This is a genomic window from Pseudomonas sp. B21-023, from assembly GCF_024749165.1.
Classification (GTDB): Bacteria; Pseudomonadota; Gammaproteobacteria; order Pseudomonadales; family Pseudomonadaceae; genus Aquipseudomonas.
Genome location: NZ_CP087190.1, coordinates 480547 through 503191, shown reverse-complemented (window position 1 = coordinate 503191; position 22645 = coordinate 480547). Strand labels below are relative to the sequence as shown.

The window sequence follows — 22645 nt, the reverse complement described above, 5'->3', positions numbered from 1 at the left end:
TCGGGGCCGCGTTGCGGCCCATCGCTGGCAAGCCAGCTCCCACAGGGACAGCGCATGGCTTGAGTTCTGCACGATCGGTGGAGGAGCCGGCTTGTCAGCCTCGCCACCTGGCGCCACACTAGCGGACATGAAGACCCTCGCCCCCAGCTACCTCAAGCACCAGTTCCTGATCGCCATGCCGCACATGGCCGATCCGAACTTTGCCCAGACCCTCACCTACATCGTCGAGCACAATGCCCACGGCGCCATGGGCCTGGTGGTCAACCGCCCGCAGGAGCTGAACCTGGCCGACATCCTCGAGCAGTTGCGCCCGGACGATGAGCCGCCCGCCAGCACCCTGCACATCCCGATCTACCAGGGCGGCCCGGTGCAGACCGACCGCGGCTTCGTGCTCCACAGCAACGACCGCAGCTACCAGGCCACGGTCGAGCTGGAGGGCCTGTCGCTGTCCACCTCCCAGGACGTGCTGTTCGCCATCGCCGCCGGCGACGGTCCGCGCAAGAGCCTGATCACCCTGGGCTACGCGGGCTGGGAAGCCGGCCAGCTGGAGGCCGAGCTTGCCGACAACGCCTGGCTCAACTGCCCCTTCGACCCCGAGATCATCTTCGGCATGGCCAGCGACATGCGCCTGGGCGCCGCCGCCGCCAGCCTGGGGATCAACCTCAGCCTGCTGACCAGCCAGGCGGGCCACGCCTGATGGCCGAACTGCGCTTGCTGCTTGGCTTCGACTACGGCACCCGGCAGATCGGCGTGGCCGTCGGCCAGGTGATCACCGGCCAGGCCCGAGAACTGTGCACGCTCAAGGCGCAGAACGGTGTGCCGGACTGGAACCAGGTCGAGAAGCTGATCAAGGAATGGAAACCCGACGCCATCGTCGTCGGCCTGCCACTGAACATGGACGGCACGCCCAGCGAGATGAGCGAACGCGCCGAAAAATTCGCCCGTCGCCTGCACGGCCGCTACAACCTGCCGGTACACACCCACGACGAACGGCTCACCACCTTCGAAGCCAAGGGCGAGCAGATGGCCCGTGGCGGCCGTCATGGCAGCTACCGCGACAATCCGGTCGACGCCATCGCCGCGGCCCTGCTGCTGCAAGGCTGGCTGGAGGCCAACACTTAAATCCGCTTTGCCGCCGGCGGCTTGCCGGCGCCCGCCTTCCGAGGAGCACGCAATGAGCCTACCCAATCCCGCCGACCTGATCCGGCAGATGGCCATCGACCTTCGCGCCCACCTGGCCCGCCGCACGATCGCCGAGCCACGCTTCATCGGCATCCGCACCGGCGGTGTGTGGGTGGCCCAGGCCCTGCAGGCCGAGCTCGGCGACCAGAGCCCGCTGGGTACCCTGGACGTCTCCTTCTACCGTGACGATTTCAGCCAGAACGGCCTGCACCCGCAGGTTCGCCCCTCGGAACTGCCCTTCGAGATCGAAGGCCAGCACCTGGTGCTGGTGGACGACGTGCTGATGAGCGGGCGTACCATCCGCGCCGCGCTCAACGAGCTGTTCGACTACGGCCGCCCGGCCAGCGTGACGCTGGTTTGCCTGCTCGACCTGGATGCCGGCGAACTGCCGATCCGCCCGAATGTGCTTGGCGCCACCCTGTCCCTGGCCGCCCATGAACGGGTAAAATTGACCGGACCCACGCCGCTCGCCCTCGAGCGCCAGGACCTCGCTCCCGCATCCGCCCTTTAAGAGTCCCCCGCGATGACGCCATTCGACGCCAAGCGCCCGCTGCAGCTCAATGATCAGGGCCAGCTGCGCCACTTCCTCTCGCTCGACGGTTTGCCCCGCGAACTGCTGACCGAGATCCTCGACACCGCCGACTCGTTCCTCGAAGTCGGCGCCCGGGCCGTGAAGAAAGTCCCGCTGCTGCGCGGCAAGACCGTGTGCAACGTGTTCTTCGAGAACTCCACCCGTACCCGCACCACCTTCGAGCTGGCCGCCCAGCGCCTGTCGGCGGACGTGATCAGCCTGAACGTGTCGACCTCCTCGACCAGCAAGGGCGAGACCCTGTTCGACACCCTGCGCAACCTGGAGGCCATGGCCGCCGACATGTTCGTCGTGCGCCACTCCGACTCCGGCGCCGCCCATTTCATCGCCGAGCACGTGTGCCCGGATGTGGCGGTGATCAACGGCGGTGACGGCCGCCACGCCCACCCGACCCAGGGCATGCTCGACATGCTGACCATCCGTCGGCACAAGGGCAGCTTCGAGAACCTGTCGGTGGCCATCGTCGGCGATATCCTGCACTCGCGCGTGGCCCGCTCCGACATGCTCGCGCTCAAGGCGCTGGGCTGCCCGGACATCCGCGTGATCGGCCCGAAGACGCTGATCCCGATCGGCATCGAGCAGTACGGCGTGAAGGTGTACACGGACCTCGCCGAAGGCCTCAAGGATGTCGACGTGGTGATCATGCTGCGCCTGCAGCGTGAGCGAATGGCCGGCGGCCTGCTGCCCAGCGAGGGCGAGTTCTACCGCCTGTTCGGCCTGACCACCGCGCGCCTGGCCGGTGCCAAACCCGACGCCATTGTCATGCACCCGGGCCCGATCAACCGCGGCGTGGAGATCGAGTCGGCAGTGGCCGACGGCCAGCATTCGGTGATCCTCAATCAGGTCACCTACGGCATCGCCGTACGCATGGCAGTACTGTCCATGGCCATGAGCGGGCAGAACGCGCAACGTCAATTCGAGCAGGAGAACGCCCAGTGACCATCAGCATTATCGGCGCCCGGGTCATCGATCCTGCCAGCGGCCTGGACAAGGTCACCGACCTGCACCTCGACGGCGGGCGCATTGCCGCCATCGGCGCGGCTCCAGCCGGCTTCAGCGCCAGCCGCATGATCCAGGCCGATGGCCTGGTCGCCGCCCCAGGCCTGGTCGACCTCGGCGTCTCCCTGCGCGAACCTGGCTACAGCCGCAAAGGCAACATCGCCAGCGAAACCCGCGCCGCGGTCGCCGGTGGCGTCACCAGCCTGTGCTGCCCACCGCAGACCAAGCCAGTATTGGACACCTCGGCCGTCGCCGAACTGATCCTTGACCGCGCCCGCGAAGCGGCCAACAGCAAGGTCTATCCGATCGGTGCCCTGACCAAAGGCCTGGAAGGCGAGCAACTGGCCGAACTGGTGGCCCTGCGCGACACTGGCTGCGTGGCCTTCGGCAACGGCCTGAAAGAGATCCCCAACAACCGCACCCTGGCTCGCGCCCTGGAATACGCCGCCACCTTCGACCTGACAGTGGTGTTCCATTCCCAGGACCGTGACCTGGCCCAGGGCGGCCTCGCCCACGAGGGGCCGATGGCCAGCTTCCTCGGCCTGCCTGGCATCCCGGAAACCGCCGAGACCGTGGCCCTGGCCCGCAACCTGCTGCTGGTCGAGCAGAGCGGCGTACGCGCCCACTTCACACAGATCACCAGCGCCCGTGGCGCCCGGCTGATCGCCCAGGCCCAGCAGTTGGGGCTGCCGGTCACCGCCGATGTGGCGCTGTACCAGCTGATCCTCACCGATGAGGCCCTGCGCGACTTCTCAAGCCTGTACCACGTGCAGCCGCCACTGCGCACCGCCGCCGACCGCGACGGCCTGCGCGAGGCGGTAAAGTCTGGGGTGATCCAGGCAATCTCCAGCCATCACCAGCCCCACGAGCGCGATGCCAAGCTGGCGCCGTTCGGCGCCACCGAGCCAGGCATCAGCAGTGTCGAGCTGCTGTTGCCGCTGGCCATGACCCTGGTGGAGGACGGCCTGCTCGACCTGCCGACCTTGTTGGCACGCCTGAGCAGCGGCCCGGCCACGGCCATGCGCCTGCCAGCCGGCGAGCTGAAAGTCGGCGCCGCCGCCGACCTGGTGCTGTTCGACCCGAAAGCCTCGACCGTGGCCGGCGAACACTGGTTCTCCCGCGGCGAGAACTGCCCGTTCATCGGCCACTGCCTGCCGGGCGCGGTGCGTTATACCTTGGTCGATGGGCACATCTGCCACGAGGCCTGAGTAACGCCATCGCGGGGCAAGCCCGCTCCCACGAAGCCCCCCGGGGTCATTGTGTGGAGCAGGCCTGCCAGGCAATGCCTTGAAACAACCATTCATCCCTCTCGGTTGAAATCCTTCCCCCCTCCCCCCATATGAGTCTGCATCAGGCATTTTCGCCCCGCTGCGTGGAGACTCTCCCCTTGACTACCATCGTTTCTGTCCGCCGTAACGGCAAAGTCGTCATGGGCGGCGACGGCCAGGTTTCCCTCGGCAACACTGTGATGAAAGGCAACGCCAAGAAAGTGCGGCGCCTGTACAACGGCCAGGTCATCGCCGGTTTTGCCGGTGCCACCGCCGATGCCTTCACCCTGTTCGAGCGCTTCGAAGCCCAGCTGCAGAAACACTCCGGCCACCTGGTGCGTGCCGCCGTCGAGCTGGCCAAGGAATGGCGTACCGACCGCTCGCTGAGCCGCCTGGAAGCGATGCTGGCCGTGGCCAACAAGGATGCATCCCTGATCATCACCGGCAACGGCGACGTGGTCGAACCCGAGGACGGGCTGATCGCCATGGGTTCCGGCGGTGGCTATGCCCAGGCCGCGGCCCGCGCCCTGCTGAACAAGACCGACCTGTCGGCCCGCGAAATCACCGAGGCCGCCCTGAACATCGCCGGCGACATCTGCGTGTTCACCAACCACAACCTGACCATCGAGGAGCAGGACCTGGCCGAGTGAATCAGTTGTTTTGGCGTCCCGCTCGCAGCGGGACTTTTCCACACTGATCACTGTGCTTGAGGACCCCACACATCATGTCCATGACCCCACGCGAAATCGTCCACGAACTCAACCGCCACATCATCGGCCAGGACGACGCCAAGCGCGCTGTCGCCATTGCCCTGCGCAACCGCTGGCGGCGCATGCAGCTCCCCGCCGAGCTGCGTGCCGAAGTCACCCCCAAGAACATCCTGATGATTGGCCCCACCGGCGTGGGCAAGACTGAAATCGCCCGCCGCCTGGCCAAGCTGGCCAACGCACCGTTCATCAAGGTCGAAGCGACCAAGTTCACCGAGGTCGGCTATGTCGGCCGTGACGTCGAATCGATCATCCGCGACCTGGCCGACGCCGCGCTGAAGATGCTGCGCGAGCAGGAGATCGTCCGCGTGCGCCACCGCGCCGAGGACGCCGCCGAGGACCGCATCCTCGACGCCCTGCTGCCACAGGCGCGGGTCAGCAGCTTCAGCGAGGAAGCCCAGCAGAGCAGCAGCGACTCCAACACTCGCCAGCTGTTCCGCAAGCGCCTGCGCGAAGGCCAGCTGGACGACAAGGAAATCGAGATCGAAGTCGCCGAAAGCATGGGTGTCGAGATCGCCGCGCCACCCGGCATGGAAGAGATGACCAACCAGCTGCAAAGCCTGTTCGCCAACATGGGCAAGGGCAAGCGCAAGGCACGCAAGCTCAAGGTCAAGGACGCGCTGAAGATGGTCCGTGACGAAGAAGCCGGCCGCCTGGTCAATGAGGAAGAGCTCAAGGCCAAGGCCCTGGAAGCGGTCGAGCAGCACGGTATCGTGTTCATCGACGAGATCGACAAGGTTGCCAAGCGTGGCAACGTCGGCGGCGCCGATGTCTCCCGTGAAGGCGTGCAGCGCGACCTGCTGCCGCTGATCGAAGGTTGCACCGTCAATACCAAGCTGGGCATGGTCAAGACCGACCACATCCTGTTCATCGCCTCCGGTGCGTTCCATCTGAGCAAGCCGAGCGACCTGGTGCCCGAATTGCAGGGCCGTCTGCCGATCCGTGTCGAGCTCAAGGCGCTGACCCCGGAAGACTTCGAGCGCATCCTCAAGGAACCGCACGCCTCGCTGACCGAGCAGTACAGCGCCCTGCTCAAGACCGAGGGCCTGAACATCGAGTTCGCCGACGAGGGCCTCAAGCGCCTGGCCGAGATCGCCTACCAGGTCAACGAGAAAACCGAGAACATCGGTGCCCGCCGCCTGCACACCCTGCTCGAGCGCCTGCTCGAAGAGGTGTCGTTCAGCGCCGGCGACCTGGCCAGCGCCCACGACGAGACGCCGATCCACATCGACGCCGCCTACGTCAACAGCCACCTGGGTGAGCTGGCGCAGAACGAAGACCTGTCGCGTTACATCCTGTAAGACCGCACGGGGCCGCGTTGCGGCCCCTTGCACAATGCCTGGAATCACTCGAAGCTTGCAGCTTGAAGCCAAAGAGAGAGTCACCCATGGCCCGCCTCCCCACCGCCATCAACCTGCACAAAGCCTCCAGAACCCTTACCCTCACCTACGCCCCCGGCGAGGTCTACCACCTGCCCGCCGAGTTCCTGCGCGTGCACTCGCCTTCCGCCGAAGTCCAGGGCCACGGCAATCCCATCCTGCAATTCGGCAAGATCAACGTCGGCCTCAGCGGCCTGGAACCGGCTGGTCAATACGCACTGAAACTGACCTTCGACGACGGCCATGACTCAGGATTGTTCACCTGGGAATACCTCGAGCAGCTGTGCCTGCGCCAGGAGCAGCTATGGGCCGACTACCTCGACGAATTGCACAAGGCCGGCAAATCCCGCGACCCGTCCGAATCGGTAGTGAAATTGATGCTCTAGCTCAAGCCCCGCAAGCTTTAGAGCGCATTTTCTAATCTCATCTGCTTGAATGCCTGGATGACTGCCAAAGATTGGCTGTCTTGCGCATTACACGAAAGTCGGGTAACCAATGGAGCTGGCAAGTTCCCTGCATCGCCTCCGGGCAGGCAGGGCCAGGCCGGTATGTAGAGGTCGCGAGCGAAAGCAGGTTGTCTTCACACGCAGAAACCCCCGCAGCTCATCATCGGCACGCATCCGGTCGCAGCACCGCTGTTCCTTATCACTGGTCACCCGAGTAGCAGTACCGGGCTGTCACAGCACACCGGTACTCGTCTCAGGACAACGGAGCGTCGTAGATGAGTAACAAGAACAACGATGAGTTGCAGCGGCAGGCCTCGGAAAACACCCTGGGGCTGAACCCGGTCATCGGCATTCGCCGCAAGGATCTACTTACATCGGCACGCACGGTATTACGCCAGGCCATGCGCCAGCCCTTGCACAGCGCCAAGCACGTGGCGCACTTCGGCCTGGAGCTGAAAAACGTCCTGCTGGGCAAGTCGGCCCTGCAACCGGAAGGCGACGACCGTCGCTTCAGCGACCCGGCGTGGAGCAAGAACCCCCTTTATCGCCGCTACCTGCAGACCTACCTGGCCTGGCGCAAGGAACTCAACGACTGGATCAGCGAGAGTGACCTGTCGCCGCAGGACATCAGCCGCGGGCAGTTCGTCATCAACCTGGTGACCGAGGCCATGGCGCCCACCAACACCCTCTCCAACCCGGCCGCGGTCAAACGCTTCTTCGAGACCGGCGGCAAGAGCCTGCTCGACGGGTTGTCCAACCTGGCCAAGGACATCGTCAACAACGGCGGCATGCCCAGCCAGGTGAACATGGAGGCTTTCGAGGTCGGCAAGAATCTGGGCACCAGCGAAGGCGCGGTGGTGTACCGCAACGATGTGCTGGAGCTGATCCAGTACAGCCCCATCACCGAGCAGGTGCACAGCCGCCCGTTGCTGGTGGTGCCGCCGCAGATCAACAAGTTCTACGTATTCGACCTGAGCCCGGAAAAGAGCCTGGCGCGCTTCTGCCTGCGCTCGCAGCAACAGACCTTCATCGTCAGCTGGCGCAACCCGACCAAGGCCCAGCGCGAGTGGGGCCTGTCCACCTACATCGACGCACTCAAGGAAGCCGTCGACGCGGTGCTGGCGATCACTGGCAGCAAGGACCTGAACATGCTCGGTGCCTGCTCCGGCGGTATCACCTGCACGGCGCTGGTGGGCCACTACGCCGCCCTCGGCGAGAAAAAGGTCAATGCCCTGACCCTGCTGGTGAGCGTGCTCGACACCACTGTCGACACCCAGGTGGCATTGTTCGTCGACGAGCAAACCCTGGAAGCGGCCAAGCGCCACTCCTACCAGTCCGGCGTGCTGGAAGGCAGCGACATGGCCAAGGTGTTCGCCTGGATGCGCCCCAACGACCTGATCTGGAACTACTGGGTCAACAACTACCTGCTCGGCAACGAGCCACCGGTGTTCGACATTCTGTTCTGGAACAACGACACCACCCGACTGCCGGCCGCCTTCCACGGCGACCTGATCGAGATGTTCAAGAACAACCCGCTGATCCGCTCCAACGCCCTCGAAGTGTGCGGCACGGCCATCGACCTGAAGCAGGTCGACTGCGACATCTACAGCGTTGCCGGCACCGCCGACCACATCACCCCGTGGCAGTCGTGCTACCGCTCGGCACACCTGTTCGGCGGCAAGATCGAGTTCGTGCTGTCCAACAGCGGCCATATCCAGAGCATCCTCAACCCCCCGGGCAACCCCAAGGCGCGCTTCATGACCGGCGAAGACCGCCCGGACGACCCGGTGGCCTGGCAGGAGAACGCGGTCAAGCATGCCGACTCCTGGTGGCTGCACTGGCAGGCCTGGCTGGGTGAGCGCGCCGGCGAACTCAAGAAGGCACCTACACGGCTGGGTAACCGCGCCTATACCGCGGGCGAGGCCGCACCGGGAACATACGTGCACGAGCGTTGAGCCGAACCGCCGTGGTGCGCCTGCTGGCGCAGCGCGGCGCTACTTTCACCACAGAGTCACGCGCATGCCGCAACCGTACATCTTCAGGACCGTCGAGCTGGACGACCAGTCCATCCGCACTGCGGTCCGCCCGGGCAAGCCCCACCTGACGCCGCTGCTGATATTCAACGGCATCGGCGCCAACCTCGAGCTGGTGTTTCCATTCATCGAGGCCCTGGACCCGGACCTGGAGGTCATCGCCTTCGACGTGCCCGGGGTGGGCGGCTCGTCCACGCCCCGTCACCCCTACCGTTTTCCCGGCCTGGCCAAGTTGACTGCAAGGATGCTCGACTACCTGGACTACGGCCAGGTCAACGTCATCGGCGTGTCCTGGGGCGGCGCCCTGGCCCAGCAGTTCGCCCACGACTACCCCGAACGCTGCAAGAAACTGGTGCTGGCCGCCACCGCCGCCGGCGCGGTGATGGTACCGGGCAAGCCCAAGGTGTTGTGGATGATGGCCAGCCCACGGCGCTACGTGCAGCCCTCCCATGTGATCCGCATCGCGCCGCTGATCTATGGCGGCGGCTTTCGCCGGGATCCGGACCTGGCCATGCACCATGCCTCGAAGGTGCGTTCGGGCGGCAAGCTGGGCTACTACTGGCAACTGTTCGCCGGGCTCGGCTGGACCAGCATCCACTGGCTGCACAAGATCCACCAGCCCACCCTGGTGCTGGCCGGCGACGACGATCCGCTGATCCCGCTGATCAACATGCGCCTGCTGGCCTGGCGGATTCCCAATGCCCAGCTACACATAATCGATGATGGCCACCTGTTCCTGATCACCCGGGCCGAGGCCGTCGCACCGATCATCATGAAATTCCTCGAGCAAGAACGCCAACGCGCGGTCATGCACCCTCGGCCAGCGGCACGGGGGTAGGAAGGCTTTTTATTGCGTCAGCACGGGCCTTTGCGGGCACTCCCAGGCAGGTGATGCGAACCTGCAGGAGTAGCTTTACCCGCACCAAGGCCAACGCGGAAATGGATCTGACGAAGGAGTGTTGGCATGAAGGATAAACCGGCCAGAGGATCGACACCGGTCCCCGCCACGAGCATGAACGTGCAGAACGCCATTACCGGCCTGCGCGGTCGCGACCTGTTCTCGACCCTGCGCCAGGTCGGCCGGATCGGCCTGCGCAATCCGCTGCACACCGCGCATCACCTGCTGAGCCTGGGCGGCCAGCTGGGGCGCGTGCTTATCGGCGACAGCCCCTACCAGCCCCACCCGCGTGACGCACGCTTCAGCGACCCGACCTGGAGCCAGAACCCGTTCTACCGCCGCGGCCTGCAGGCCTACCTTGCCTGGCAGAAGCAGACGCGCCTGTGGATCGAGGAAAGCAGCCTGGCCGACGACGACCGCGCCCGGGCGCAGTTTCTGTTCAACCTGATCAGCGACGCCTTCGCCCCCAGCAACTCGCTGCTCAACCCGCTGGCGGTCAAGGAGCTGTTCAACACCGGCGGCCTGAGCCTGCTGCGCGGTGTCAGCCACCTGCTCGACGACCTGCGCCACAACGACGGCTTGCCACGGCAGGTGGACGAACGGGCCTTCGAGGTTGGCGGCAACCTGGCAGCGACCCCGGGCGCCGTGGTGTTTCGCAACGAGCTGCTGGAGTTGATCCAGTACAAGCCCATGAGCGAGAAACAGTACTCCCGGCCGCTGCTGGTGATACCGCCGCAGATCAACAAGTTCTACATCTTCGACCTGAGCCCGACCAACAGCTTCGTCCAGTACATGCTCAAGCAGGGCCTGCAGGTGTTCATGGTCAGCTGGCGCAACCCCGACCCCCGTCACCGTGAGTGGGGCCTGTCCAGCTATGTGCAGGCCCTGGAGGAAGCGCTCAACGCCTGCCGCAGCATCAGCGGCAACCGCGACCCCAACCTCATGGGCGCCTGCGCCGGCGGCTTGACCATGGCCGCGCTGCAGGGCCACTTGCAAGCTAAGAAGCAGCTGCACAAGGTACGCAGCGCCACTTACCTGGTGAGCCTGCTCGACAGCCAGTTCGACAGCCCCGCCAGCCTGTTCGCCGACGAACAGACCATCGAGGCGGCCAAGCGCCGCTCCTATCAGCGCGGCGTACTGGACGGCGGCGAGGTGGCACGGATCTTCGCCTGGATGCGCCCCAACGACCTGATCTGGAACTATTGGGTCAACAACTACCTGATGGGCAAGACACCGCCGGCCTTCGACATCCTCTACTGGAACGCCGACAGCACGCGCCTGCCGGCCGCGCTGCACGGCGACCTGCTGGATTTCTTCAAGCTCAACCCGCTGACCTTCCCCGAAGGCCTTGAGGTGTGCGGTACACCGATCGACCTCACGCAGGTCGGGCTGGACAGCTTCACCGTGGCCGGCAGCAACGACCACATCACCCCCTGGGACGCGGTGTACCGTTCGGCCCTGCTGCTCGGCGGCGACCGGCGCTTCATTCTGGCCAACAGCGGTCATATCCAGAGCATCATCAACCCGCCCGGCAACCCAAAGTCCTACTACCTGGAAAACCCCAAGCTCTCCAGCGACCCGCGGGCCTGGTTCCACGACGCCCAACGCCGCGACGGCAGCTGGTGGCCCCTGTGGCTGGAATGGATACTGCAGCGCTCCGGCACGCTCAGGACCCCACGCGACGACCTGGGCAGCACCACTTATCCACCGCTGGGCCCCGCGCCCGGCAGCTACGTACTGGCACGCTGACCGGATGAAGACCCGCGACCGTATCCTCGAATGTGCCTTGCAGCTGTTCAATCGCCAGGGCGAACCGAACGTCTCGACCCTGGAGATCGCCAACGAACTGGGGATCAGCCCAGGCAACCTGTACTACCACTTCCACGGCAAGGAGCCGTTGGTGATCGGCCTGTTCGAACGCTTCGAAGAGCAATTGATGCCACTGCTCGACCCGCCGCTGGACGTACGCCTGGATGCCGAGGACTACTGGCTGTTCCTGCACCTGATCGTCGAACGCATGGCCCAGTACCGTTTCCTGTTCCAGGACCTGTCCAACCTCACCGGGCGTCTGCCCAAGCTGGCGCGGGGCATGCGCAGCCTGATCAACGCTCTCAAGCGCACCCTGGCCGCACTGCTGGCCAGCCTCAAGGGACAGGGCCAGGTGACCAGCGAGACCCAGGCACTGGGGCAGTTGGTGGAACAGATCACCCTGACCCTGATGTGCTCGCTTGATTATCAGCGCGTGCTTGGCCGCGAGGGCGATGTCGGCGTGGTGGTGTACCAGGTGATGATGCTGGTGGCGCCACATCTGCAGGCCCCGGCGCGTATGGCGGCGGAGCAGTTGGCAATGAGGTATCTGGAAGGCTGAAACGATCGCGGGGCAAGCCCGCTCCCCCGAGTCCTGTGCAGGTTTCGTGGGAGCGGGCTTGCCCCGCGAGCAGTACGACCCGGTATCAGGCCTGGTTGGCCGCGTTCACCGGTGCCGACGGGGTGCTGCTGGCCGGAGCCGCGCTCGGTGCCGGGGCTGCGGTGGCAGCAGGCGCCGGTGCGGCGGACTTGGCTGCGGCAGGCTTGGCCGGCGCCGCTTTCTTCACGGCAGGTTTCTTGGCTGCTGCCGGTTTGGCAGCGGGCTTGGCCGCTACAGGCTTGGCCGCAGCCTTGACCGCAGGCTTGGCCGCCGCGGTTTTCGCCGCAGGTTTTGCCGCAGCGGTCTTGGCCGCAGGCTTGGCGGCCGCCTTGGCCAATGGCTTGGCGGCCGTCTTGCTGGCGCTGGCCTTGGAGATCGGGGTGACCGAGGCACCGGTCAGTTTCTCGATCTGCTTGGTCAGCGAATCGACCTGCTGGTGCAGGGCCTTGATCTCATTGCGGCTGGGCACGCCCAGGCGCGAGATGGCGCTGTTCAGACGCTTGTCGAAGGCTTCCTCCAGCTCGCTCCACTTGCCCAGCGCGCGATCCTTCACGCCCGACACTCGCGAGTTGGTCGACGACTTGGCGCTTTCGGCCACGTCTTCGGCGGTTTTCTTCGCCTGTTTCTCGGCCTTCTCGCCGTCCTTCACCAGCGAATCGAACAGCTTCGGACCGTCCTGGTCGACCTTGGAGTAGATACCCAGGCCAGCCAACCAGATCTTGCGGGAGTACTTCTCGATTCCGCCGATCCAGGAGCTGCCTTCTTTCTCGGTGTTCTTCTTGCCAGCCATCCTGCTCTCCTTATGGTTTGTGCGCGACGCGCTCGAGCAGCTCGTGCAGCTGTTCAAGCTTGATGGACAACGCCTCAACGTCATGTTTAGACGGAATGCCGAGGCGATTCAAGGCGCGCCCCACCCGTGCGTCGAAAGCTTTTTCGATCTTGTCCAGTTGGATCTCTACCTTGCCGCGTACGCGACTGACTTCTTCAGCGGCTTCGTCGATCTGGTGGTTGGCAGCATCAAGCTCTTTATCGATGCGCTTCTTGCCACGCTTCTCGACACCTTCGCCGGCCTTGACCAGCTCATGGAAGTAGTCGGAGCCTTCCTGGCCGACCCGCGCATAAGCGCCGATCCCAGCCAGCCAGATCTTGCGCGCGTAGCCGCGCACTTCGCCCAGCGTACTCTGGGCGTCGTCCTTTTTCTTCACAGTCACTTTGGCCATGCTCTGTACCTCATGCTCATGAGTGGAGGAGAACCGCCCATGAAGTTTGGGCTTGAGCATAAGGTAGGGGCAGGATTTAGAATCTTCACCCTAAGATCGCCACACTGATGTATCTACCGCAGAGGCTGCAGACCGGCACTCCAGAATTCGGCTCCCTTTTTCCGGAGCCTTCGCCATGCCCCAGCCACCTACCTCGCCAGCGACATCGTTCCGGCAACGGGTAGCGATGCAGTTCGCCCACCGCCCAAGCTTGCGTGAGGTCGTTGCCGCCGCGGGTTTCGACGCACTCGCCGCACGCTATCCGTGGATCCGCAAGAACCACCCAGAACTGCAATCGGTAAAAAACTTCAGCATCCTGCCTGGCCAGGATGAAGAACCCGCGGCACAACCAGGCAACCTGGTCGACACCTTGCTTGGGCATTTCCTCACGGGCCAGCCCATGGCACTCAAGCCCACGGACCAGTTCAGCCTGAACCCGCCGGCCATCTTTCGTCCTCAGAACGACGCGCCGACCATCGACATTCGCATGGCCGACCTGAACACGGATTACGACGATGTCCTTGCGATTCTCTGCGAGAGATTTCAACAGGCACAGGTCAGTTTCTGGAACAGCCGCGAGGGTGACTCGGATGTGACCCGTCTGCGCTGGATGCAGCAGGTGCTGAAGGCCGCACTGCTCGGCACGCTCGAGCGCCAAGGCCTGGACAGTGACCAGAAGGCCTTGCTGTACGCCACGCTCGCTCAATCCGATACGTCGGCCAACGTGCAGGGTGTGCAAGCCTCACTCGGCAACCCGGGCAGCACGGTTCATCTGGTACTGCCGGACCTGCTCATCACGGGCAAAAAAGAGACGCGCGACCTGATCTTGTGGTGCAAGCCCTCTGGCACCGTACGTGGCTTCACCGAGCTCGCGGCCTTTGCAGTCGCCCTTCGCGACGAGCTCTCCGAGCACCATGTGTTCGACACGATGTCCTGGGCCTGCACGGCCCTGGCCGAAGACCCGTTCGGCTATCAGGCCAGGCAACTGCTCAACGCCATGCTGCAACAGATTGACCGCGTGCAACTTGATGCAATCGAACAGACAAGCGATCTGGAAGAGGCCTACAGCCTGCTGAGCGATCCTTCATCGACATTCCCGGCCTCCTTCAAGCTCGAGCAATGGACACCCGCGATCCCCCTCCCTGACTGGCTGGAAAACGCCACGCTGACGGATCGATTCCAGTACCACATGGCGTTGCTGGATCTGTCGGCGCAGCAAATGCTGAAACAGGGTGAGTCATCCCTGGACGGAATCGAAGACTTGCAGCAGTACACGGTTCGCCGCCTACGCGAGTACATGCGCAATGACCACCCGGCCGAGCCGCCTTGCCACCCTGACCAGGTGCAGATCACCGTTTCGCAGGTGGTGCAGGTGTCCTCCGAGGGGCCGGCGAGGCTTGAGTACCTGAAAACCATCAGCCTGACCGAACTGGCCATTTCACGCCTGCCCTTGGGCAGCGGCCAGGTAGCTTCAGCCATCCAACTGGCCGATCAACAGGCGCTGAGCAGCTGGCTGGACCTTGACTACGTCGCTGCACTGATCGCTGCCGTGGATGTTGGTGGCCAGTATCCGTCCTTTGTCCACGACCAGTTGCAAAAGGGCAACGACACCGACAAACACCGCCAGCTTTTCGCCGAAGAATGGCGTGCAGCCCTGCTGCTGAGCGCACTACAGGCCAAGATCGGTGGCCAGCTGAGCGAGCGAACCTGGCAGGTCGTTGCAGACTTTTGCCACCGTAAAGCCCACGCCAGCGCATCGCTGAGCCTGGCTCCGCTGTCATTCAACAGCGTCCCGGGTGGCCCGAAGGCCAACCGGGTGCATGGCATGTTCGTCATCCACGTCCCCGCCACAGAGGCCTGGATACTCTACCGGTCCTTGAACGCCGCGCAGGCTGTCAGGCAGTTCGAAAGCCAAGGGCACCTGATGGCAGCAATCCGGACTGAGCAGCGCCTGCAGCAGGACATCCTCGCCTGGCTGGATGACGAAGCCCGCCCCATTTATGCCGATGATGGCTTCACTCATCCGCACTTGCACAGTGGCCTGACTGAACTGGCGCACTTGCTGGGGCCCGGTTCCGAGCTGGCCGCCGAGGCGATCGAACGCCTGAGGGCACCGGCCACTTTGGCCTTCACTCCACCGACCGGCGACCTGGACAGGTCGATGTTTCAGGCCAGGGCCGACGTGCTTCTGTTACTGGCTTCACGCCAGAGCACCTCGAATGCCCAACAACGCTGGGCGATGGTCGTGCAATTCGCGTGGCTGGCATTCAACACGGTCACGCCGCTCCTGCGTGGGCCTGCAGGCCTGATCGCCTGGCTGGTGACAGCCCTGCTCAGCATCAAGGATGACCTGACAGCCTTGACCAAAGGAAGCAGCGGAGAAAAGGTGCTCGCCACAGCCGACATACTGCTGAACCTGGCCATGCTGCTGGTCCACGGCTCCAGCCCAACCCACGTCGAACCTGAGCTGGCGCTGCAGCCCAGGCCACGGCGTGGCTGCGGCGCGACCACAAAGCAGCAACCTGAGCAAAAAACCTGGCAAGCCCCCCTCGAGCAACCCAAGCCTGCAGCGCTCAACGTCAGACAATGGGGTCACGATCAGCGGCTCGGCAACTTGCCCCGCGAAGCCCGTGCCGCCCTCGTCACGCTACGCGCCCATGTCAGCCTGAACGAACACAGTGCGCTGGCCAGCAGCCGCATGCGCGGCCTGTACAAGGTGGACGACCGCTACTACGTAAAACTGCAGGATGTCGCCTATGAAGTTGAGGAGAGCTGGAGCGGCATGCGCATCATTGGCCCGGAGGTCAGCCAGAGCGAATGGTCGCAAACCTGGGGGGCGGAGCCTGACGGGTACTACATTGTCGGCCGCGAACGCAGCCGCGGTCCTTGGCTGGAGCGCTGGAATGGCGAATGGATGCTGAACCTGCACATGCCAGGCGGCATGCCAGACGACATGCCAAAAACGGCAAAGGCGTTGATCGATGAAAAAAAGCAGGCCTTCAAGGCAATGCAGGAACGCCGAATGGCGAATGACCAAAAACTCACCAGCACGGAAACGTTCGTCGAGCGCTATCTTGAGCGGGTGAAACCGTATGACGAAGCCCATTTGGCATTCGAGCAGGCTCTGAACGATTACCCCGGCGTCGCCCCCGACGACCTGCCGGAAGACCTGCAGATACAGCGGCAGGCACTACGGACGCTGCGCAACGAGGCACGGGTGAACCTGGATGTACTGGCACGCACCTTCGAAAAACAGGCCGGGCTGATAAAGGACCAGGTGCAGCTGTACGCCAGTATGAGCGACCCCAAATACGCCAGGTTCGACCCCAAGGCCGCCGCATCCTTTGCCCGTGGCCAGTGGTCGGAACAGTTGCTGACCGCCGACCTGCAACATTTCCGCCGCCTGCTCGAAATGAATGACTACGACACACTCAAAGACCAGTCGCGTCGGCTCCAGCAACTGCCTTTCGGCCAGCAGCAGGCAGCGCTGTATCTGGAGTTCAGCAAGAACGTCGAGGCAACGCTGGGTACCCATAGACGCCTATTCAACGCCAGCCAACGGCTTGACCAGGACCTCAGCGAGGCTCTGGCAGATGGGCAGGTCCAGTTCTCGGGCAAACGCAAGATGCTCGATCGCATCATCACCAGCCGGCGATACTCCACACTGATCGTTCGAGCCCAGATCCTGAGCGACTTGTATCAGTTGGTGGTGAAGCGAGACCAGCTGACCGCGGAAAACTTCGAAACCATCCTGCTCTTGCAAAAGACCTTGCGCAGCAAACAGCTCCATGAAGCGCTGCTGAGCCACGACAGCCTGGCCGCTGCCCGCCTGGAGCCGCAAGCACAGAAGGAGCCGCTGGAGAGCGCGCTGCGCGAATACAAACTGTCACGGAGCAATGCCGAATATTTACTATCCGGGGATATTCCGGCGATGGACAGCAGCAGGCTCAATGAATACATCACTGAGCTGAACGCACTGATAACGCTGGCCGAGAATGACCTTGCCCATGTTTCTGCCGCCGCGGATACGCAGGAGGCAGTGCTCGAACCGCCCCTGACGCACAAGGTGCGTCCAGTGAGACGCAAAGTGATCCGCACCACCCGCGGCACATCACTGGTCGTCGAACAGGCCGAGGAAGGCAGCGAAGCCGTGCAGGTCGATCCGCTGACAGGACAGACCATTGCGCGCTATCAGCCTGAAGGTGATTGCTGGAAAGCTGTAACGCAAAGCCCGCCGACACCCGACTACGCTCGCCTGCGCCGCACCGGCGCCGACCTTTTAGCTCAGCACAATGCCAGGGTCGCCCACGCCTCCCGCCATCTGAAGGGCCCTAACGACCTGGCAGACCAGCTTGATTTCTACATTCAGGACATGGCCAACACCGCAAAGGATTTGCGTAACGGCCCGGATCAAGGGCACTCACTCGCCACCAGGCTGGATCAGGCGATTGCCGAGGTACAGGCAGAAAAGAAACGGCTCTTGACCATCGCCTACCTTGGCACCCTGCAGCCGGATAGCAAAGCCCTGCGTTTCCTGGTGGAGGCGGGCGAAATCGAGATCAAGCTGACCCGAAGCCGCAAGAAGCTCAAGGCCAACGACTTTCTGGATGTGTATGACATTTATCGCCTGCAACCCAGGCAGAAGCTCTGGGAAGCGCATTTCCACTACACCACTGCCAATGTCGATGCCCGGCGCTTCGCCAAAGGCCATTTGAAGTTCCCGGACGCCATGAGTCGCGACGAGCGCCTGGAACGTGCATTGGCCCCGGCAGAGCGCAATGAGATCTATAGAGGTGATCTACGTCTGGAGCAGATCGACGACCTGATCCCGTTCCCCGACAACTGACAGCAGCGGGCGTCAGGCCAGCGCCTTGTCCAACGCCCGCTCGATCTCGCCCTTGATGGTGCCGCTCATCATCGACAGCATCATGCCCAGCTTGAGCTCGACACGGATGGTGTCCTCACCGATGTGCACACTGCCGTTGGCGCCACTGCGTTTCACATCGACACGATCACCGCTCCAGCTTGCCTTGAGGTCGTATTCGCGGGTCAGCTTGTCCACCAGCGCCTGCGCCTTGGCGCGAGCGGCTTCACGGCCGAGGGTGTGTTTGCGTTCGACGCTGATCTGGGTCATGCGGGTGATCCTGGATATGAAGACATAATCGCCATTATGCCCGCCCCCTTTGCATGACACACCCCGCCAAGACAAATCCGCCCGTAGCCCCTAGAATGGCCGTAATTTTTTTCTGGTGAAGCGATATGACCGACCAGCGCAAAGGCGACCACGCCGAACCCACCACCCACTTCGGCTACCAGGACGTTCCCGAGAGCCAGAAGGCGAAGAAAGTCGCCGAAGTGTTCCACTCGGTGGCCGCCAAGTACGACCTGATGAACGACGTGCTGTCCGGCGGCATGCACCGCCTGTGGAAGCGCTTCACCATCGAACTGTCCGGTGTGCGCAGCGGCAACCGCGTGCTGGACATCGCCGGTGGCACCGGCGACCTGGCCGCCAAGTTCTCGCGCCTGGTCGGCCCGACCGGGCAGGTGGTGCTGGCCGATATCAACGAATCGATGCTCAAGGTCGGCCGCGACCGCCTGCTCGACCGCGGCGTGTCCGGCAATATCGAATTCGTCCAGGCCGATGCTGAAAAGCTGCCGTTCCCGGACAACCACTTCGACTGCGTGACCATCGCCTTCGGCCTGCGCAACGTGACGCACAAGGATGCGGCCATCCGCTCCATGCTGCGCGTGCTCAAGCCCGGTGGCCGCCTGTTGATCCTGGAGTTCTCCAAGCCGACCAACAAGCTGATGTCCAAGGCCTACGACGCCTACTCGTTCGCCTTCATGCCGCTGGCCGGCAAGCTCATCACCAACGACTCGGAAAGCTACCGCTACCTGGCCGAATCGATCCGCATGCACCCCGACCAGGAAACGCTCAAGAGCATGATGGTCGAGGCCGGCTTCGACCGCGTCACCTACCACAACATGACCAGCGGCATCGTCGCCGTGCACCGGGGGATCAAGCCCTGATGCTCCTGGCCGGCCTGCTCGCCAGCGTCGAGCACGGGCTCAACCGTGTCCTGCGCCTGGACAGCACCGCCCTCCCGCGCCTGGCGGCGCTGGAAGGCAAGGTAATCGAGATCGACTGCGTGCAGCCGGCCCTGAAGCTGTTCGTGCTGCCCGACGAGGAAGGCCTGATGCTTGCCGCCCATTGGGAAAGCGAGGTCGACTGCACCCTGCGCGCCCCCGCCGGGCGCCTGGCACAGTTGGCGCTGGCCAAAGACAAGACCGCGGTACTGCACAGCCCCCAGGTCGAGCTGCATGGCGACAGCGCCGTGCTGCTCGACCTGTTCGGCATCCTGCAGGACCTGGAACTGGACTGGGAACACGAGTTGCAGCGTTGGCTGGGGCCGGTGCCCACCGCGCTGATCGCCGGCCACCTGCGCCTGCGCGCGCGCTGGACCCGCCAGGGCCTGGCCCGCTTCGGCGAGAATCTGTCCGAGTACCTTGCCGAGGAATCGCGTACCCTGGTCGGCAAACGCGAAGCCGAAGCGGCATTCAGCGAACTCGATACGCTGAAGGTCGATATCGAACGCCTCGAGGCACGCCTGCGCCGCCTCGCCCACACTCTTGATACCAGCGATAACGCATGAAGCTGCTCGCCGTCCGCCGTCTGTTGCGCATCCAGCGCGTCGTGATCCGCTACCGCCTCGATGACCTGCTGTTCGAACAACCCCTGCTGCCTTGGTGGCTGGCCAGCCTGCGCCTGCTGATGCCGTGGCGCTGGTTGCCGCGCAAGTCCCTGGAGCTGAGCCGCGGCGCACGCCTGCGCCTGGCGCTGCAGGACCTGGGGCCGATCTTCATCAAGTTCGGCCAGTTGCTCTCCACCCGCCGCGACCTGCTGCCCACCGACATCGCCGACGAGCTGATGCTGCTGCAGGACCGCGTGCCACCCTTCGACCCGCAGCACGCCGTGGCGCTGATCGAAGCACAGCTCGGTGCCAAGGTGGGCGAGGTGTTCAGCCGTTTCGACGTTGAGCCGCTGGCCTCGGCTTCGGTGGCCCAAGTACACGCCGCACGCCTGAAGAGCGGTGAGGAAGTGGTGGTCAAGGTGGTGCGCCCAGGCCTGAAACCGGTCATCGCCCAGGACCTGGCCTGGCTGTTCCTGATCGCCAAGGCCGCCGAGCGCGCCTCGGCCGATGCCCGTCGCCTGCACCCGGTGGAAATCGTCGGCGACTACGAAAAGACCATCTACGACGAACTCGACCTGCTGCGCGAGGCCGCCAATGCCAGCCAGCTGCGGCGCAACTTCGAAGGCTCCGAGCTGATGTACGTACCCCAGGTCTACTGGGACCTGTGCCGGCCCAAGGTGCTGGTGATGGAGCGTATCTATGGCGTGCCGGTCACCGACATGGCGACGCTCGCCGACCAGCGCACCGACATGAAGATGCTGGCCGAGCGCGGCGTCGAGGTGTTCTTCACCCAAGTGTTCCGCGACAGCTTCTTCCATGCCGACATGCACCCCGGCAACATCTTCGTCAGCACGGTCAAGCCGTGGAGCCCGCAATACATCGCCATCGACTGCGGTATCGTCGGCAGCCTCACTGCCGAGGACCAGGACTACCTGGCCCGCAACCTGATCGCCTTCTTCAAGCGCGACTACCGCCGCGTGGCCCAGCTGCATATCGATTCGGGCTGGGTACCGGCGCAGACCAAGGTCAACGAGTTCGAAGCGGCGATCCGCACCGTTTGCGAGCCGATCTTCGAAAAGCCGCTCAAGGACATCTCCTTCGGCCAGGTGCTGATGCGCCTGTTCCAGACGGCCCGACGCTTCAACATGGAGGTCCAGCCACAGCTGGTATTGCTGCAGAAGACCCTGCTCAATATCGAAGGCCTGGGCCGCCAGCTCTACCCCGACCTGGACCTGTGGAGCACCGCCAAGCCCTTCCTCGAACGCTGGATGCGCGAGCGCATGAGCCCGAAAGCGGTAATCGGCAACCTCTACAGCCAGGCCGAGCAACTGCCGCACCTGGCCGACATGACCCGCGACCTGCTCGAACGCCTGTCGCAACCGCACCTGCACGACCCGCAACTGCCCGAGCGCCGCCGCGCCGGCGACAACTGGGCGCTGCGCCTGCTTGGCGCCGGACTGCTCGGTGGTGGCGCCACCCTGGCGGCCGGTGCGGTCAGCCTCAGCGCCCCGGCCGCCTGGCCCGCGTGGTTGATGCTGGCAGCGGGCCTGTACCTGATCGTGCGCCGATAGCCAGCCGCGTCGCTGGCTGGCACACTAGCGCACAGGGGCCCGGTACGGGAGCGGGCCCGGTTTGGAGTCGACGATGAAAGACTGGCTGGACGAGATCAAGTGGAACAGCGATGGCCTGGTACCGGCGATCGCCCAGGACCACAAGACCGGGCGCGTGCTGATGATGGCCTGGATGAACCGTGAGTCCCTCGCCCTGACCGCCGCCGAGCATCGCGCCATCTATTGGTCGCGCTCGCGGGGCAAGCTGTGGCGCAAGGGCGAAGAGTCGGGCCATGTGCAGAAGCTGCACGAAATGCGCCTGGACTGCGACGCCGACGTGATCATCCTGATGGTCGAGCAACTGGGCCATATCGCCTGCCATACCGGCCGCGAAAGCTGCTTCTATCGCGTGTTCGAAGACGGCCAGTGGAAAATCGTCGATCCGGTCCTCAAGGATCCGGACGCCATCTATAGCGCAGGGCATTGACATGAGCGACACGCTAGACCGCCTCGCCGAGGTGCTGGAAGAACGCAAGCACGCGGCGCCCGACAGCAGCTACGTGGCCAGCCTGCATCACAAGGGCCTGAACAAGATCCTCGAGAAACTCGGCGAAGAGTCCATCGAGACCATCCTTGCCGCCAAGGATGCCGCCGTCAGCAAGGATTACAGCGATGTCATCTACGAGACCGCGGACCTGTGGTTTCATAGCCTGGTCATGCTCAGCGCGCTGGGCCAGCATCCGCAGGCGGTGCTCGACGAACTGGAGCGCCGCTTCGGCCTTTCCGGCCATGACGAGAAGGCCGCCCGTCAGCCCCAGGCCTGACCGCGCATATTTGTAGGAACGGGCTTGCCCCGCGATAGCGCCGGTTCCGGCTGACATACATTTTTCAGGAGTACGAAATGGGTATTTTTGACTGGAAACACTGGATCGTCCTGCTGGTCGTCGTGGTGCTGGTGTTCGGCACCAAGAAACTGAAGAACTTCGGCAGCGACCTGGGCGAATCGATCAAGGGCTTCCGCAAGGCCATGAACGAAGAAGAAGCCAAGCCGGCCGAGCAGGCCCCACCGCCGGCGCAGCCCGTTCCGCCTGTGCAGAACACCGCGCAGCAGGCCCAGGGCCACACCATCGAGGGCCAGGCCCAGCCGGTTCAAGAGCCGCAGCGGAAAGACTGACC

22 protein-coding genes are annotated in these 22645 nt (G+C 64.1%); 19 read left to right on the top strand and 3 right to left on the bottom strand.

Features of this window, described 5'->3' with window-relative positions; all coding sequences use genetic code 11:
- Nucleotides 1–127 precede the first annotated feature (127 nt).
- From LOY42_RS02345 to LOY42_RS02290, 12 genes are all read left to right on the top strand, one after another.
- Nucleotides 128–697: a YqgE/AlgH family protein gene (locus tag LOY42_RS02345; protein ID WP_102682234.1), complete on the top strand. Its 570-nt coding sequence runs from the start codon at nucleotides 128–130 to the stop codon at nucleotides 695–697.
- The gene (gene ruvX, locus LOY42_RS02340) at nucleotides 697–1122 is read left to right on the top strand and encodes a Holliday junction resolvase RuvX (RefSeq protein WP_028688357.1); all 426 of its coding nucleotides are present in this window, start codon (nucleotides 697–699) and stop codon (nucleotides 1120–1122) included. The genes LOY42_RS02345 and ruvX overlap by 1 nt, the downstream gene beginning before the upstream one ends.
- A gap of 52 nt (nucleotides 1123–1174) precedes the next feature.
- On the top strand, nucleotides 1175–1693 hold the full coding sequence (pyrR, locus tag LOY42_RS02335; protein WP_139674003.1) for a bifunctional pyr operon transcriptional regulator/uracil phosphoribosyltransferase PyrR: 519 nt from the start codon (nucleotides 1175–1177) through the stop codon (nucleotides 1691–1693).
- 12 nt (nucleotides 1694–1705) lie between these two features.
- Entirely contained in the window at nucleotides 1706–2710 is a 1005-nt protein-coding gene (locus tag LOY42_RS02330) for an aspartate carbamoyltransferase catalytic subunit (RefSeq protein WP_102682236.1), read from the top strand.
- The gene (locus LOY42_RS02325; RefSeq protein WP_139674006.1) at nucleotides 2707–3978 is read left to right on the top strand and encodes a dihydroorotase; all 1272 of its coding nucleotides are present in this window, start codon (nucleotides 2707–2709) and stop codon (nucleotides 3976–3978) included. The genes LOY42_RS02330 and LOY42_RS02325 overlap by 4 nt, the downstream gene beginning before the upstream one ends.
- 179 nt (nucleotides 3979–4157) lie before the next feature.
- The gene (hslV, locus tag LOY42_RS02320; protein ID WP_011536056.1) at nucleotides 4158–4688 is read left to right on the top strand and encodes an ATP-dependent protease subunit HslV; all 531 of its coding nucleotides are present in this window, start codon (nucleotides 4158–4160) and stop codon (nucleotides 4686–4688) included.
- Nucleotides 4689–4762: 74 nt separating this feature from the next.
- The gene (gene hslU, locus LOY42_RS02315) at nucleotides 4763–6106 is read left to right on the top strand and encodes an ATP-dependent protease ATPase subunit HslU (protein ID WP_110702128.1); all 1344 of its coding nucleotides are present in this window, start codon (nucleotides 4763–4765) and stop codon (nucleotides 6104–6106) included.
- A gap of 86 nt (nucleotides 6107–6192) precedes the next feature.
- Complete coding sequence (locus LOY42_RS02310) at nucleotides 6193–6570, top strand: gamma-butyrobetaine hydroxylase-like domain-containing protein (protein WP_102682239.1); 378 nt, start codon at nucleotides 6193–6195, stop codon at nucleotides 6568–6570.
- A 335-nt stretch (nucleotides 6571–6905) separates the two neighbouring features.
- On the top strand, nucleotides 6906–8585 hold the full coding sequence (gene phaC / locus LOY42_RS02305; protein WP_046853916.1) for a class II poly(R)-hydroxyalkanoic acid synthase: 1680 nt from the start codon (nucleotides 6906–6908) through the stop codon (nucleotides 8583–8585).
- Between the two features lie 64 nt (nucleotides 8586–8649).
- Nucleotides 8650–9501 carry a poly(3-hydroxyalkanoate) depolymerase gene (gene phaZ, locus LOY42_RS02300; protein WP_038706927.1) on the top strand — a complete coding sequence of 284 codons (852 nt, stop codon included), beginning with the start codon at nucleotides 8650–8652 and terminating at the stop codon, nucleotides 9499–9501.
- A gap of 126 nt (nucleotides 9502–9627) precedes the next feature.
- The gene (gene phaC / locus LOY42_RS02295) at nucleotides 9628–11310 is read left to right on the top strand and encodes a class II poly(R)-hydroxyalkanoic acid synthase (protein WP_139674009.1); all 1683 of its coding nucleotides are present in this window, start codon (nucleotides 9628–9630) and stop codon (nucleotides 11308–11310) included.
- 4 nt (nucleotides 11311–11314) lie between these two features.
- Nucleotides 11315–11929, top strand: coding sequence for a TetR/AcrR family transcriptional regulator (locus LOY42_RS02290; RefSeq protein WP_046853913.1), 615 nt, complete (start codon nucleotides 11315–11317; stop codon nucleotides 11927–11929).
- Nucleotides 11930–12014: 85 nt separating this feature from the next.
- On the opposite strand, the gene LOY42_RS02285 is transcribed toward LOY42_RS02290, so the two are convergent.
- Nucleotides 12015–12758, bottom strand: a complete 744-nt coding sequence (locus LOY42_RS02285) for a phasin family protein (protein WP_102682241.1) — start codon at nucleotides 12756–12758, stop codon at nucleotides 12015–12017.
- 10 nt (nucleotides 12759–12768) lie between these two features.
- The gene (locus LOY42_RS02280; RefSeq protein ID WP_139674012.1) at nucleotides 12769–13188 is read right to left on the bottom strand and encodes a phasin family protein; all 420 of its coding nucleotides are present in this window, start codon (nucleotides 13186–13188) and stop codon (nucleotides 12769–12771) included.
- Between the two features lie 226 nt (nucleotides 13189–13414).
- Between LOY42_RS02280 and LOY42_RS02275 the strand changes: the two genes are divergently transcribed.
- The gene (locus LOY42_RS02275) at nucleotides 13415–18073 is read left to right on the top strand and encodes a DUF6543 domain-containing protein (RefSeq protein WP_258599734.1); all 4659 of its coding nucleotides are present in this window, start codon (nucleotides 13415–13417) and stop codon (nucleotides 18071–18073) included.
- A 12-nt stretch (nucleotides 18074–18085) separates the two neighbouring features.
- Here the strand turns inward: LOY42_RS02275 and LOY42_RS02270 are convergent, their stop codons facing one another.
- Nucleotides 18086–18361 carry a polyhydroxyalkanoic acid system family protein gene (locus LOY42_RS02270; protein ID WP_139674017.1) on the bottom strand — a complete coding sequence of 92 codons (276 nt, stop codon included), beginning with the start codon at nucleotides 18359–18361 and terminating at the stop codon, nucleotides 18086–18088.
- A gap of 125 nt (nucleotides 18362–18486) precedes the next feature.
- Between LOY42_RS02270 and ubiE the strand changes: the two genes are divergently transcribed.
- From ubiE to LOY42_RS02240, 6 genes are all read left to right on the top strand, one after another.
- Nucleotides 18487–19257, top strand: coding sequence for a bifunctional demethylmenaquinone methyltransferase/2-methoxy-6-polyprenyl-1,4-benzoquinol methylase UbiE (ubiE, locus tag LOY42_RS02265; protein WP_023632556.1), 771 nt, complete (start codon nucleotides 18487–18489; stop codon nucleotides 19255–19257).
- Complete coding sequence (locus tag LOY42_RS02260) at nucleotides 19257–19880, top strand: SCP2 domain-containing protein (RefSeq protein ID WP_110702134.1); 624 nt, start codon at nucleotides 19257–19259, stop codon at nucleotides 19878–19880. Before ubiE ends, LOY42_RS02260 begins: the two co-directional genes overlap by 1 nt.
- The gene (gene ubiB, locus LOY42_RS02255) at nucleotides 19877–21490 is read left to right on the top strand and encodes a ubiquinone biosynthesis regulatory protein kinase UbiB (protein ID WP_139674020.1); all 1614 of its coding nucleotides are present in this window, start codon (nucleotides 19877–19879) and stop codon (nucleotides 21488–21490) included. Before LOY42_RS02260 ends, ubiB begins: the two co-directional genes overlap by 4 nt.
- A 73-nt stretch (nucleotides 21491–21563) precedes the next feature.
- Complete coding sequence (gene hisI, locus LOY42_RS02250; protein ID WP_023632585.1) at nucleotides 21564–21956, top strand: phosphoribosyl-AMP cyclohydrolase; 393 nt, start codon at nucleotides 21564–21566, stop codon at nucleotides 21954–21956.
- A 1-nt stretch (nucleotide 21957) separates the two neighbouring features.
- Complete coding sequence (locus LOY42_RS02245; RefSeq protein WP_139674022.1) at nucleotides 21958–22293, top strand: phosphoribosyl-ATP diphosphatase; 336 nt, start codon at nucleotides 21958–21960, stop codon at nucleotides 22291–22293.
- Between the two features lie 77 nt (nucleotides 22294–22370).
- Nucleotides 22371–22643: a twin-arginine translocase TatA/TatE family subunit gene (locus LOY42_RS02240; RefSeq protein WP_102682249.1), complete on the top strand. Its 273-nt coding sequence runs from the start codon at nucleotides 22371–22373 to the stop codon at nucleotides 22641–22643.
- Nucleotides 22644–22645: the final 2 nt, after the last annotated feature.